The organism is Acidobacteriota bacterium (assembly GCA_022340665.1).
Taxonomy (GTDB): domain Bacteria; phylum Acidobacteriota; class Thermoanaerobaculia; order Thermoanaerobaculales; family Sulfomarinibacteraceae; genus Sulfomarinibacter.
The window spans coordinates 1-13,381 of the sequence record JAJDNM010000112.1; the positions used below are offsets into that span (position 1 = coordinate 1).

The following is a 13,381-nucleotide window of genomic DNA, read 5'->3' on the forward strand; positions in this document are numbered from 1 at the left end:
TCGTCGAGAGACTCCTCTCCACGATCTCCGTAGAAACCGACCGCGGATGCATTGATGAGCAGGGAGGGCGGCCGCTCCGCCTGCCGAATAGCGTTGGCCAGCGTTGTGGTTGGGTCGAGCCGGCTCGCTCTGAGATCCTCCTTGATTGTCGGGTTCCAGCGGCCCCCGGCGATCGAGCGTCCGTTGAGGTTGATGACTGCGTCGACCCCTTCGACCACATCTGGGTGTAGATTACCCACGGTCGGGTTCCAGGAGATCTGGTGGGACGCTTCGTCGGTCGCGGTACGAACCAGCCGCACCACTTGGTGGCCCGCCGCCTCGAGGACTGGGACGAGCGCCGATCCGATCAGCCCACTTGAACCGGAAATGATAATTCTCATGATGATCCTCACAACACGGATCGTGGGCCGATCCTTCCAACGGGATGGCAGGGACTGAAGGCAGGAGCACTCCAGTGAGCTCTTGAGTTCGCGCGGGTTTTTCAGACTGAAATGGTTTGGGAACCGCAAAGACGCGAAGATCGCAAAGATGATTAACGATTTTGCGCTCTTGGCGTCTCGGCGGCTTCAACAACTGTGAGTCCGGCTATTTCAGGCAGTCCACGACCGCCTTGCCTCTACCAAGCGTGGCCGTGGCCTACTGTGCCGCCGGTTCGTCCACGAAGTCGTCGGGATCGAAGCCGTCGTCCTCCGGAATTTTGGCCATCGTTTCCCGGATCATATCCTGGTGGCGCGCCTCCTCGTCGCGGAGGGCGAGGAAGAGCTCCCTGACGTCCGCGTCGGAGATTTTTGCCAGGGCAGAGTCATAGAACTCGTAAGCCTTGACCTCCGACTCCATCGCGACGTCGAGTGCCGCCCGCACCGACATGAACGCGCGCGCAGCGTCAAACTCGGGCGCTTCGATGTTGTAGATCAACGAGGTGTCTGCCGTGCTCTGCTCGTCGCCGAAGAGCTCCTTTCGTTGTGCCGCGAGTTTCTCGGCATGTTTGACCTCGTTCGCGGCCATGAATCTGAAGAACTTTCCCGTTTCCTGGGTGTGATGTGCGTCCATCTGCTCGGCGAAGTCGTCGTAACGTTCCTTGGCCTCCTCTTCAATCGAGATGGCGAGGTCGAGGGTGTCGCGGAGTGAAAGTTGATTGAAATCGATTTCCTGGCTCATTGGCCCTCCGGTCTGCGTGTTATGCGAACCGCCATATTGTAGCCGGTCCCGCCGCGAGCGCTCTCGGCCGACACCGGATCAGTCCTGATTGAACCGTTTCCACTCCCACACCTTCCCTGTGACCCAACCGAGGAGCATCAACCCGAGTATCATCCCGGTGTGCCACACAAGCACGTGGCGGAGATCGGACATCGGGCAGATGAAATGGTTGACGGCGTCTGCGGTGACGGCGGCACCGGCACCTCCGAGGAGGCCCGCCACCGATGGCCGCAGCGGCAGGGCTCTGAACACGAGCCACAGGGTCATCACGAGAGCCGGGAGGGCGAGCGCGCCGTCGTGCGCAGAACAGCCAATCCCGATCCCGAATCCGGTACCCTTCTCGAGGGGCACACCCGGACTGTGCATCCGCGTGGCGATGCCGACCAGCACCTGCATGACAACACCGGTGGCGACGGCAAGGCTGGCGGTGCCTGTCGGTGCGCGGTTTCCCGGCACCGCTTCGCGTAGCGCCATGCCGATCAGGATCACGCCGACAACAAGCTGTACCGCGGTGCATCCCCAAGTCAGCCACATTGGCAGCTGATCCATGTCGGGCCGCAGCGAGAGTTCGAACAAGGCGATGATGACAGCCAGACCGGCTGCGGCCACAACCAGAGCGTAAATCGTGCGCATCCACCATGCGGGCAGAGGTTTCACCGGAGTGAGATCCTCCGAGATCGCCTCGCGGAGGGAAGCTGGGAGCGAATTGCTGCTCACGCTTCACCTCCATCATGGTCCTCGAGTTCCTTTCGAAGGGCTTTCATGGCCCGGTGTGAGCGCACCTTGGCCGTTCCGGCCGCGATGCCGAGAATCTGGCCGACCTCCTGAAAGCTCATCCCGAGCAGATGGTGCAACATCAGGACCTCCTGTGAGTGACGAGGCAGCTCCGCGAGGAGCCTGTGCAACGTTGCCCGGTCGGCGAGCTTTTCCATCTCGGGGAGCACGGGCACTTCGGGCAGCTGGTCATCGGCCAATGATTCCTTGCGACGACGTCCTGATCGCAGGTGCATCAACGCAACATGCCTGGTAATGGCGTAGATCCAGGGCCTGACCGGGCGCGGGGGCGAATACGTCTGGCGCGCGCGATGGATCTGTAGGAAGGTGTCCTGGAGCAGATCTTCCGCCACCGTCGCGTTACGAACGAACGTCCAGAGGTAACGCAGCAGGGGTTGCTTGAGAGCGGCGTAGAGTCCCTCGAAATCATCCATGTTCCCTTTCTGGTAGCCGATCATGAGCTCGGTCAATCTGCGCTCCTCGGCCTGCCGGTCGGGTTTCATGGGAGATTTGCCCCTTTTCGTTCGATCGTTACAACCCGGGCATTATACCGACGTCGAAATGCCCTGTACGATGCGGTCAGTGGTTTTGCATTCTCTGCTCGAATGGTATCGAAAGGCTGCGCGTCCGTTGCCATGGAGGCGGGAGCCCCGCGATCCCTACCACGTGGTGGTGAGCGAATTCATGCTCCAGCAGACACAGGTTGACCGGGTCGCACCTCGATTTAATGGCTTCGTCGAGCGATTCCCGACTTTCCAGTCACTCGCGGAGGCATCGGAAGAGGAGGTATTGACCGAGTGGTCAGGGCTCGGGTACTACCGCAGGGCCCGCATGCTGCACGAAATGGCTGGCCAGGTCGCCAGACGCTCCGGGGGATTGCCGCGGACTTTTCGAGAGCTCCAGGAATTGCCGGGCATAGGCCCGTACACCGCCGCCGCGGTTGCATCGCTCGCGTTCGCCGCCGCCGAGCCGGTGCTCGATGGCAATGTCATGAGGGTTGGGTCGCGGGTGTTGGCACTCGATGAGGATCCTCGCTCAACAGAGGGACGCCGCCGCCTCAAGGTGTGGATCCGCGGCATGATGGAGGGACAACACCCAGGGGAGGTCAACGAGGCGCTGATGGAGCTCGGAGCGACCGTCTGCACGTCTGCCGATCCGAGGTGCGGCGATTGTCCAATCCGCGGTGATTGTGCTGCCGAGAGATCCGGTCGGCAAACCGACTATCCTCCACCCCGCAAACGGAGGGCCAGTGAATCACTTCGCTGGGTCGCCGCGTGCGTCGTGGAATCAGAAGGGTCGTGGCTGTTGCAAAGAGTGGACACGGGGCCGATTCTCCGAGGACTCTGGCTGCCGCCGCTCAGGGAGCTGGATGACGAGGCGGATGCGGCAAGCGAGGCGGTGCAGATGCTGCCCTTCTCCGTCGACTCGACCGCGATAGTGGGGACGCCTGTCCGTCACAGCATCACCCACCGCCGGATCGAGGTGATCCCGGTCTTTTTCGAGAACCCCCATTTGGAACCGCCGGCAGCAGGGTGGCGGTGGATTGACCCCAAGGATCCTGGAGTCCCTACCTCATCGCTTCTGCAAAAGCTGATCGAGATCCGGTCGGGTTGCTCGGGCTATCCGTCGAGCGATTTGGCCACCAGCTCGATGACGTCGTAGGTCGAAACACTCTCGCGGCCGAGCTCGTTCTGAGCGTCTGAAAGCATCGAGAAGCAGTAGGGGCAGGCGACCGCCACCTCCGAGGTGCCGCTGGCTTCCAGCTGGGAGAAACGCGTCTGGTTGATGCGCTCGCCGATTTTTTCTTCCAACCACATGCGGCCGCCGCCCGCGCCACAGCACATTGAACGCTCGCGGTTGAGCTCGGCCTCACGGACCCTGACTCCAGGGATGGCATTGAGCAGGAAGCGCGGAGCATCGTACTCGCCGTTGGTCCGACCGAGGTAGCACGGATCGTGGAATGCCAGATCGATATCGAGGTTGCCAGTCAACTTCACTCTGCCCGCTCGTACCAGCTCGGCTACCAGCTGGGTGCCGTGAACCACCTCGTAATCGCCGCCAAACTCGGGGTACTCGTGGGCCAGGGTGTTGAATGCGTGGGGGCAGTTGGTGACGATCTTCTTGATCCCGTAGCCGTTCATGGTCTCGATGTTCTGCTGGGCCAGCACCTGGAAGAGGTACTCGTTGCCGAGCCTGCGGGGCGCATCTCCCGTCGATGCTTCTTCGGGCCCGAGGATGGCGATCTTGACTCCGGCCTTCCTGAGGATCTTGACCAAGGCTTCCGAGACCTTTTTGCCGTGATCATCGTAACTGCCCGGCGAACCGACAAAGAAGAGGTACTCGAAATCGCCTCCGGCTTCCGATGCCAGCGGTACCTCGAGACCCTGGGCCCAGTTGCCCCGTTCTTCCGGAGGCAGCTGCCAGGGATTGCCGTTGACCTCGTAGCCACGGAAGGCGGGCTGTGCTTCCTCGGGGAACTCGGCCTTTTCGAGGACCAGGTTTCGCCGCATCTCGACGAGCTTGTCGACGTATGTGATATCGAGCGGGCACGCTCGTTCACACCACCGGCAGGTGGTACAGGCCCAAATCACCTCGGGATCGACGATTGCCGGCACCAGCTCGTTCTCGGACTGGTGGCTGCCGTCGCCGGGCGCGCCGAGAATCGCCGATTGTTCGCTGTAGAGCTGATCGCGGACCGCCTTGAGGAAGAGCACCGGCTGCAGGGGTTTGTGCGTCAGGGTGGTCGGACAGAACTCGCGGCATCGTCCGCACTCGGTGCAGGTGTACATGTCGAGCATCTGTTTCCAGGTGAAGTCGGTGACCGTCGAGATGCCGAAGGTCGTGTCCTCGTCGATGTCCTCGAGGTCCATGCCCGGCAGCTTGCCGGGCGCCTGGAGATTGGCGAAGAAGGAGTTGAAGAGCGCCGTGTACACATGGAAGTGCTTGGAGTACGGTAGCTCATTGGCGAAGACGAAGAGCGTGATCAGATGAATCCACCAGCTCCAACCGTAGATCGTCTGCAGGCTGGCGGTTTCGAGATTCGAGAATAGACCCGCCACGATGGACGAGATGGGAAGGTAGGAGCCTTCGATGTCGCCCGCTGCGATCCGCGCGCCTTCTGACGCGAGGTCGGTCACCATCAGGATCGCGATAAAAGCGATCACCAGCCACGCGCCCCAGCTCTGGATCACGCGGTCCTTTTTCTGGATACCGCGACGCCAGACCGCGAATGCCAGGCCGATCAGCACCAGGAACTCGAACACGTCTTTCGAGAAAAGATACGCATTTCCGACCGGCGTGTGCAGGAGCGGTAGCTCCCATCCCGCGAAGAGGCCCTCCAGGACCATGGTCAAGGTGCGCAGGCTGACGGCGAGAAAGCCGTAGAAGATCAACAGGTGATAAAAGCCCGCCAACGGGTCGTCGAACATCTTCTTCTGGCCGAAGGCGTACACCAGCATGTGCTGGAACCGTTCGCCAAGCCTGTCGAATCGATTGTCGGGCCTGCCGGACCTCAGAAGCTGATATCTCCGACTCAGCGATAGGACGACGGCGCCGACCCCGAGGATGGTAAGCACCCAGAACCACACGACTCCCGAAATGCCGAGGAACGAGCCGGCCGTGGCGTGATGCAGCATGTCTCCTCCTAACGAACCACCGGGAGGCACGCCCGGTGGCACGGAATTCCGATGGCTGATCTGTCTCCGAAAAGGATCACTCTGCGCCAATCCATGCGGGAGAGTATAGACGGGAGAATTGAGAATTAGGAATGAGGAATTAGGAGTCAGGGATCAGGAATCAGGAATTTCCGCCCGCCCGCCTACTTCGAATTTAGGATTTCGGATTTGCCACCCGCCCTCCCGGAGTACTGGGGGCTGGGTGGGAATTCAAAATTGAGAATTCAATATTCAGATTCTCGAATGACCTGGGTAGTCGCTCTGAGAAGTGTCGTCAGTCGAGATTCAGATCGACGCGATTTGCAGGTCCTTCCCAGACACTGACCGTCAGGAGTCGACCATCGATGTCTCCGAATGCAGGCGCAAGCTGGCTCGCGAGGAACGCAGCGACTCTTTCGGCCGTTGGGGAGGGTTTGCCGACCTCCGAGTGCTGATTGAGATCACTGCCGTCAAGAGGTTCAATCGATGCCTGGAGGATCGCGTGGGCTTGGTGGAAGTCGAGCGCGTAGCCTTCGTCGTTCAACGCGTCTACGCCAACCGAAATCGCAACCTTCCATCGATGCGTGTGGGAAGATTCAGGTTCACCTCGATAACTGGTCAACGCGTGGCGTGCATCGAACGAGGCTTCCGAGTGGACGACCCAGCGGCTCACGAAACGGCCGCCTGTTCCGTCGTTGAATCCGCGCCGCCCGACTTCCCGCGCGACTCCAGCACCAGAGCCTGTCGGATGACCGGTGCCCGTGCGATCAAGTGATCGTCGACGCCGAGGGCTGCGAGGAGTTTTTTGACCGAAAGCATCGGCCCATCCTCCTGGCGGGCGTTGAGCTCGACCAGGAGGCTGCCGTCGTCGAGCAGTTGCCAACGGCGGATGCCGGCGCGGATCTCCTCGTCGAGGTCGATCTCCGACACCGGCCAGGGTTCGGTCTCAGCCATCGGACCGATATGGTAAATCGCCGCGGCGATCAACCGTCCCAGCTTTGGGGCTCCAGGGAGCAGGGGCCGCGCGTCGAGGATCTCCACCCCCTCAGGGAGCAGGCTGCTCGCGTGGTCTAGATGCTGCCTGCGTAGCGGAGCCGTACAGTCGACGTCGAAGACCTCCGCCCGAGCCTCGTAGCCGACCGGCAGGGCCGGCCCCATAGACAGTCGAATATGAGGGTTGAAGCCTTCAGTGAACCGGACCGGAAGGCGCGCCGCGCGGATCACCCGTTCGAGAGTGTCCATCAGTTGCCGGTGGGACAACCAGCGCGCGTCTCCAGTTTTCGAGAAAGTGAACCGATAACGCCGGTGGACCGGAAGCTGCTTTCGGTCCACCGGCGTTGGTGGGATCCGTGGTTCGGGCCGCAAGCGGTACGCGGCCGCCAACCGACTTTCCGCTTCGGGCAGTGCCTCGCCGAGCACCGGGAGAGTGGTCATGGCGAGCCGGATGTCCTCTCCGTCGCCGGGAATTCCGCACCTGTAGCAACGTCCCCACTTGCAGTCCTCGGTTTGGGCTTCACGAAGAGCGCGCCGCCACTCGCCCTTGAGGAATCCCTTGCGAACGCCGGCATCGATGATGTCCCATGGCAACGTCTCGGAGATGGCGCGCTCCCCGAGTTCACGGGCGACGTCGACCCCGGCATCTTCGGTTGCCTGGCTCCAGGCCTCGAGGTTGGCGAAATCCGTCCAGCCGTCGAACACGGCTCCCAGATCGTGCGCGCGTTCGATGGCGGATGATAGCTTGCGGTCGCCGCGCGAAAGCAACGACTCGAGCGCTGCCTCCGCCGGGTCCGACCACGTGAGACGCGCACCCCGGATTTTTCGGAAGCGTTGCCTGAGCAAGGCGATACGACGGTGGAGCTCGTCAATTCCAGCGAATGGCTGCCATTGGAACGGGGTCCACGCCTTGGGCACGAAGCATCCGACCGATACCTTGACCTGCACCTTGCGCCCTCCGGTGACGCGGCGTCCGGCGGAAAGGATCTCCTCAGCCAGCCGCGCCAGCTCCTCGAGATCGTCGTCGGTCTCGGTTGGCAGACCGATCATTGCGTAGATTTTGATGAGCGACCATCCTTTGCCGAACGCTGCCTCTGCCGCTCGTACCATCTCGGCGTTGGTGAAGGTTTTGTTGATCACCCTTCGGAGGCGGTCGGAACCGGTTTCGGGTGCGAAGGTGAAGCCCGATTTTCGAACCCGCGAGACCGCCTCCGCGAGCCCCACCGAAAAGGCGTCGGCCCGAAGGGACGGCAGGCTGATCGACACCCGCTGGTCCTGGAGACACTCGGCCAGGTTGTAGACCAGTGGCTCGACCTGTGAGTAGTCGGCCGTGGAGAGGCTGAGCAGGCCGACCTCCTCGAATCCGGTCTCGGCAATCTGGCGCTGCACGCGATCTCTCACGACCTTGGGGTCGTGCTCGCGCACCGGGCGATACCAGTAACCGGCCTGGCAAAAGCGGCAACCTTGGGTACAGCCACGCATGATCTCCATGCCGAGCCGATCCTGGATGACGTCGCCGAAGGGTACGATGACGGACTCGGGATGGTCCTCTGCGTCGAGCTGGTCGACCCACACCCGCTTGACCGGGAACGGCGGTTTGCCGTCTCCGGTCTCCCATCGGGCAGGCCGCCCTCCGGTTGCGTCGAACCAGCGATACAGGCTGGGTACGTAGACCCCTTCAACGGCGGCGAGCCGTCGGAGGATTTCGTCGCGAGCCGACCCGCTGGCGCGGCCGTCCCGGATCGTGTCGAGCATCTCGTCGAGCGCGGCTTCACCATCTCCGATGAGGATGGCGTCGAAGAAGTCGGCGACCGGTTCGGGGTTCGCGGTGCACGGACCGCCGCCGATGACGATGGGTTCATCCTGGCTGCGTTCGATCGCGCGTCGAGCGATCCGCGAGAGGTCCAAGAGATAGGGGATGTTGACGTAGTTGAGCTCGGACTGCAACGAAATGCCGACGATATCGAACTCCGCGACCGATCGATAGGTTTCGAGCGTGAAAAGAGGCAGGTCGGCCGCGCGAAGGGCCTCCGCCATGTCTGGCATCGGCGCGAATGTACGTTCGGCCAGGGCGTCGTCCCGGCGGTTCACGAGGTGGTAGAGGATTCTTGTCCCCTGGTGGGACATCCCGATCTCATACGCATCCGGAAAGGCGAGGGCCACCCGCACCCGGACCGAATCCCAGGGCTTTCGCACCAGGTTGCGTTCGATGCCGAGGTATCGGGTCGGTTTCTCGACTCCCGGCAGGATGTGGTCGAGCGCCGAACGGATGGTGTCCGGCGACGAGTGTTTCATACCAGCGCTCCGTTTATTCCCTCAAGAGAGTGAATGTATATGAAATCGGAGTTATTTCCAACCTCATTCACGCCCCCAGGCAGGCCCCGGCCGGAGGGCCTGAATGAGATAGAGACTTCGTGTACACTCATCCGCCATGAAAGTTGTCTTCTTCGGTACCCCGGAGTTCGCCGTACCTACCCTGGAGGGCCTGTTGGCCAGCAGACACCAGGTGGTATCGGTGGTGTCGCGGCCCGACAAACCGGTCGGTCGTCGGCAGAGTCTGACCTCGCCGCCGGTGGTTGATGTGGCTCGTGCCCACGGGCTCGAGTGCTACCAACCCAAGAACCTCAAATCGAAAGAATCTGACCGCGTGCTGACCGAGAGCGGTGCAGGCGTCGCTGTGGTTGTGGCCTATGGCAAGCTCATCCCGGGCCGCCTGCTGGAGATTCCGCCTCACGGGTTCGTCAATCTCCATCCCAGCCTTCTGCCGAGGCATCGCGGACCGTCCCCGATTCAGTGGTCATTGGTGTGCGGCGATCGCACGACCGGCGTGACAACCATGCAGCTCGACGAGGGCATGGATACTGGGCCGTTATTGCTCCAGCGTCGGGTACCGATAGAACCCGGTGAAACTGCCGAGACGCTCGGCCCTCGTCTCGCCGAAATCGGCGCGGAACTGGTTGTTCAAACACTTGACGAGTTGGAGGACGGCAGTTTGCAGCCCCGACCACAACCGGCGGACGGTGCCAACACGACGCCGATGCTCCGCCGGAACTTTGCCAAGGTCGATTGGTCGATGCCTGCACGTCAGCTCGTCAACCGGCTGAGGGGTTTTACCCCCTGGCCCGGGCTCTACACGGTCTTTCGCGGTGGGCGGCTCAAGATATTTGGGCTCGACGAGGTCAAGCCGGCCCCGCCGGGCAAGGAAAAGGCCGGGACCGTCATCTCGGCGGAGCCCGACGGCATCATTGTGCGGTGCGGACGAGGTACCGCTGCGAAAATTACCGAGGTGCAGAGGGAGGGCCGTCGTCGTATGCCGGTGGATGCATTTCTGATCGGAGAGCGGGTAATCCGCGGTGAGGCTCTCGGCTGATCGGTTGACTGCGGCGCGCATGCTGATGCGCGTCGAAGACGGCGCGTTCTCTTCGCGCCTGCTGGCAAATAGCGGATCTTCGGCGGTCAGGGTTCGGGTCTTCGAGGTTTTACGCTCGCTGCGCGCGCTGGACACGGTGCTCGCGCAGTACCTCCGACTCGGTCTCGAAGAACTCGATGCAGAGGTGCGCGTAGCCCTGCGCATGGGCCTTGCGGAGGCAATCCGTCTGGGCATGCCGCCACCATTGGCGACCGACGGCGCGGTGCGCCTCGTTCGGCGTCTCGGTAAGTCCTCGGCTTCAGGGATGGTCAACGCCGTCCTCAGGAAAGCATCTGCCGGGGCGTGGGAAACGCTGGGAGACTCGCCGGTCGATGTTCGGCTCTCCCACCCCGGGTGGCTCTACAGAAGGTGGGTCGATCATTTCGGCAATGAAGCTGCCGCGGCCGCCATGGCCGCGGCTCAGGAGCCGGCCCAGACCTGGGCCTGGTTCCTCGATGATAAGGCCCGCCACGAGCTCGTTGGCGCGGGAATGATGCTCGACGGCCACCCGTGGTGTCCGGGGGCCTGGTCTGCTCAGGAGAACCCCGGGCGACTTCTCCAGGCGGTGGAGAGCGGTGCCGCCTACGCCCAGGACCCGAGTTCGCAGGTAGTGGCGCATGTGGCCAAATCGCTGGTCGGAGCGACCGGCTGGTTCATCGATCTGTGTGCCGCTCCGGGAGGAAAGACTGCGCTACTGCTCGTTCACGGCGATTGGACTTGTGCTGTGGCGGCCGATCGACGGCTGAGCCGGACGCGCCTCATGGCTCCGTTGCTCGGTAGAGCGGGGGAATGCACGATAATCGTCGCCGACGCAACCTTGCCTTCCGTTCCGGTCGACCGTTGGGATCTCGTGTTGATCGATGCTCCCTGCACGGGCACTGGGACCTTCCGGCGCCATCCGGAGCTCAAGTGGCGGCTATCGCCGGAATCAATCGGCCGAATCGCGGAGCGACAACGAAAAATGTTGGCAGCGAGCCTCGATCTCGTCGCTCCGGGTGGCACTCTGCTGTACTCGACCTGCTCGGTGGAACCTGAGGAAAATGAAGACCTCTTCGCGGAACCTGTCAGAGGGTTCGACGTGGCAGACATCGAGTCGCACATACCTGCCGGCATGCCGTACATTTCGACCGCCGCCCGCGGCGTCCGCATTCTCCCGAACCCGTTGGGAGACGGCTTCACGATGCACGCGGTGAGACGCCGATGAAATCGAAGGGAGCTCTGAATTTCCAGAACTGAGTTCTCAATTCCGAATTTTGCATTCCCACCCAGCCCGCCCCGATACTCAGAGAGGGCGGGTGGGAATTGAGAATTCAAAATTGAGAATTCAAAATTCTGCGATGTCAGTCGTCGGATCCAAGATCGGCCTCGAGTTCTTCCCACTCCGCCATGAGTGTGTCGAGATCAGCGGCCAGCGTGTCGCGTTCCCGCTGCATCGATCGGACCTGTGATTCCGATGTCTTGTCGAAGAAGCCCGGTCTGCAGAACGCGCCGTCGATTTCCTCGATCCGCTGTTCGGCAGCTTCGATCGCGGTGGTGACCACCTCTCGGCGGAGCTCGAGTTGTTTGTGCCGCGCGGCGTGTTTGACCCTCGAGCCGGTTTTGGCCTGCCTCGATCCGGCCTTCTTCCGGGCCCGTTTTTCGCGCCGCACCCGTAACTCTACAGCCTCGGCGTCGAGGTGGTCGTCGCCGCAGCTTTCCAGGTACTCGCGGTAAGTGCCGGGATAGTCGTTGATGCCGTGTTCGGTGATCTCGAAGACCCTGGTGGCAAGCTGAGACACGAACCAGCGATCGTGGGAGACAAAGATCAGCGTGCCGTCGAAAGCGGCGAGACCCGCGACCAGCGCCTCAATGGCTTCGAGATCCAGGTGGTTCGTCGGCTCGTCAAGTACCAGCACGTTGGGCTCTGCCACCGCGAGGTGGGCAAAGATCAACCGAGCCGCTTCGCCGCCCGATAGACTCGGCAGTTTCTTCTCGACCTCGTCTCCCGAAAATAGCACCTTGCCGAGCCGACTTCGTACCGCACCGGTGCTCTCGCCGGTGCAGGCGGAAGCCAGCCAGCTTTCGATCGTGGCACTACTGCCTTCGAACGCCTGGCGGTGGTCCTGGGCGAAGTAACCGACGTGCACCTCGTGGCCCCACCTTACCTTGCCGGCATCGGCAGCCAACTCGCCGACGGCGATCTTGAGCAGGGTGGATTTGCCGATGCCGTTCGGCCCGATGATGGCCAGGCGGTCTCCTCGTCGAACGTTGAGGTCGATGCCGGACAGCACCTGGTTGTCGCCGAAAGCCTTGGCGAGTCGCTCGATCTTCAAGGCCTCCTTGCCGCTCGGGCGCCGTTGGCGGAAGCCGAAGACGGGGTATCGACGCGAAGAGCGGGCGAGCGGCTCGATAACGATGCGGTCCATCTGTTTGAGCTTGCTCTGCGCTTGCCGAGCCTTTGTCGCCTTGGCCCTGAATCGGTCGGCAAACGCCTTGTGCTCGGCGATTTTCTTCTCCTGCCGCGCGATCTCGCCTTCCTTTCGATTTCGTTCCTCGACCTTGGCATTGGTGAATGCCGAGTAGTTGCCGGTGTAGAGGGTGACGGTTTCGTAATCGATGTCGAGGATATGGGTGCAGACGTTATCGAGAAACCGGTGGTCATGCGAGATGACGACCGCACACCCCTGGTAGGTCGAGAGGAATTTTTCGAGCCAACGGATCGACAGGATGTCGAGATGGTTAGTGGGCTCGTCGAGCATCAGGCAGCCTGGATCCGAGGCCAGAACCTGAGCGAGGAGCACGCGCAGCTTGAAGCCGCCGGAGAGCGTGGACAGTGACTGCCTGTGGAGTTCCGAGGGGATGCCGAGGCCTTCGAGAATCTCCCCTGACCGTGCCTCGAAGCTGTACCCGTCGAGGCTTACAATCAGGTCCTCCACTTCGGCGTATCGGTCACCGTCGAAATGGTCAATTGAGTCCTCGAGGATCCGTTCTTTCTCGGCCATGGCATTCCAGAGTTCCTCGTGGCCCATCATCACGACCTCGAGAATCGGGGTGTTCTCGAAACTGAAATGGTCCTGGGAAAGAACCCCGAGCCGCAGGCGCTTCGGGATCGACACACTGCCGCCGCTCTGCTCCTCAGCGCCGGAGATGATGCGGAGCAACGTGCTCTTTCCGGAGCCGTTGGCGCCGACGAGACCGTATCGGCAGCCTGGGTTGAGTTGGAAGCTGACGTCGGAAAATAGGGTCTGGCTCCCGTATGCCTTGGCAAGATCATTGACGGCGATCATGGCGAGGAAGGATAGCAAGGATGAATTCGGAATTCGGAATTCGGAATGCGGAATGCCGTCTGCCCTTCCAAACCGCATTTCGAATTTCA

At 61.9% G+C, this 13,381-nt stretch carries 11 protein-coding genes; 3 read left to right on the forward strand and 8 right to left on the reverse strand.

The genetic code is table 11. The features are described 5' to 3' along the window. From LJE93_12795 to LJE93_12810, 4 genes are all read right to left on the reverse strand, one after another. Positions 1-380: NAD-dependent epimerase/dehydratase family protein (locus tag LJE93_12795; protein MCG6949782.1), on the reverse strand; the 380-nt coding region annotated here is incomplete at its 3' end. Positions 381-636: 256 nt separating this feature from the next. Next, positions 637-1,158 carry a ferritin family protein gene (locus tag LJE93_12800; GenBank protein MCG6949783.1) on the reverse strand — a complete coding sequence of 174 codons (522 nt, stop codon included), beginning with the start codon at positions 1,156-1,158 and terminating at the stop codon, positions 637-639. Positions 1,159-1,236: 78 nt separating this feature from the next. Beyond that, complete coding sequence (locus LJE93_12805) at positions 1,237-1,914, reverse strand: NrsF family protein (GenBank protein ID MCG6949784.1); 678 nt, start codon at positions 1,912-1,914, stop codon at positions 1,237-1,239. Beyond that, a complete protein-coding gene (locus LJE93_12810) occupies positions 1,911-2,474 on the reverse strand; it encodes an RNA polymerase sigma factor (GenBank protein ID MCG6949785.1) in 564 nt (187 codons plus the stop codon). Before LJE93_12810 ends, LJE93_12805 begins: the two co-directional genes overlap by 4 nt. A 79-nt stretch (positions 2,475-2,553) precedes the next feature. Between LJE93_12810 and LJE93_12815 the strand changes: the two genes are divergently transcribed. Continuing rightward, positions 2,554-3,633: an A/G-specific adenine glycosylase gene (locus LJE93_12815; protein ID MCG6949786.1), complete on the forward strand. Its 1,080-nt coding sequence runs from the start codon at positions 2,554-2,556 to the stop codon at positions 3,631-3,633. Here the strand turns inward: LJE93_12815 and LJE93_12820 are convergent. The 3 genes from LJE93_12820 to LJE93_12830 all read right to left on the reverse strand — a co-directional run bounded on the left by LJE93_12820 (position 3,591) and on the right by LJE93_12830 (position 8,912). Beyond that, a complete protein-coding gene (locus tag LJE93_12820) occupies positions 3,591-5,606 on the reverse strand; it encodes a 4Fe-4S dicluster domain-containing protein (protein MCG6949787.1) in 2,016 nt (671 codons plus the stop codon). The two genes, LJE93_12815 and LJE93_12820, sit on opposite strands and share 43 nt — an antisense overlap. Before the next feature lie 313 nt (positions 5,607-5,919). Continuing rightward, complete coding sequence (locus LJE93_12825) at positions 5,920-6,297, reverse strand: 6-carboxytetrahydropterin synthase (GenBank protein ID MCG6949788.1); 378 nt, start codon at positions 6,295-6,297, stop codon at positions 5,920-5,922. Further along, a complete protein-coding gene (locus tag LJE93_12830) occupies positions 6,294-8,912 on the reverse strand; it encodes a TIGR03960 family B12-binding radical SAM protein (protein MCG6949789.1) in 2,619 nt (872 codons plus the stop codon). Before LJE93_12830 ends, LJE93_12825 begins: the two co-directional genes overlap by 4 nt. Before the next feature lie 136 nt (positions 8,913-9,048). Between LJE93_12830 and fmt the strand changes: the two genes are divergently transcribed. Together fmt and LJE93_12840 are read left to right on the forward strand one after the other, a co-directional pair. Further along, entirely contained in the window at positions 9,049-9,987 is a 939-nt protein-coding gene (gene fmt / locus LJE93_12835) for a methionyl-tRNA formyltransferase (protein MCG6949790.1), read from the forward strand. Further along, positions 9,971-11,230, forward strand: a complete 1,260-nt coding sequence (locus LJE93_12840) for an RsmB/NOP family class I SAM-dependent RNA methyltransferase (protein ID MCG6949791.1) — start codon at positions 9,971-9,973, stop codon at positions 11,228-11,230. The genes fmt and LJE93_12840 overlap by 17 nt, the downstream gene beginning before the upstream one ends. Positions 11,231-11,366: 136 nt before the next feature. Here LJE93_12840 and LJE93_12845 read toward each other — a convergent pair whose 3' ends face one another. Continuing rightward, positions 11,367-13,292, reverse strand: a complete 1,926-nt coding sequence (locus tag LJE93_12845) for an ATP-binding cassette domain-containing protein (protein MCG6949792.1) — start codon at positions 13,290-13,292, stop codon at positions 11,367-11,369. Between the last annotated feature and the right edge of the window lie 89 nt (positions 13,293-13,381).

What these genes read in the sequence shown, in the direction of transcription:
- LJE93_12800 (MCG6949783.1), bottom strand. Translation starts at nt 1,158, where the DNA reads ATGAGCCAGGAAATCGATTTCAATCAACTTTCACTCCGCGACACCCTC.
- LJE93_12810 (MCG6949785.1), bottom strand. Translation starts at nt 2,474, where the DNA reads ATGAAACCCGACCGGCAGGCCGAGGAGCGCAGATTGACCGAGCTCATG.
- LJE93_12820 (MCG6949787.1), bottom strand. Translation starts at nt 5,606, where the DNA reads ATGCTGCATCACGCCACGGCCGGCTCGTTCCTCGGCATTTCGGGAGTC.
- LJE93_12830 (MCG6949789.1), bottom strand. Translation starts at nt 8,912, where the DNA reads ATGAAACACTCGTCGCCGGACACCATCCGTTCGGCGCTCGACCACATC.
- fmt (MCG6949790.1), top strand. Translation starts at nt 9,049, where the DNA reads ATGAAAGTTGTCTTCTTCGGTACCCCGGAGTTCGCCGTACCTACCCTG.
- LJE93_12845 (MCG6949792.1), bottom strand. Translation starts at nt 13,292, where the DNA reads ATGATCGCCGTCAATGATCTTGCCAAGGCATACGGGAGCCAGACCCTA.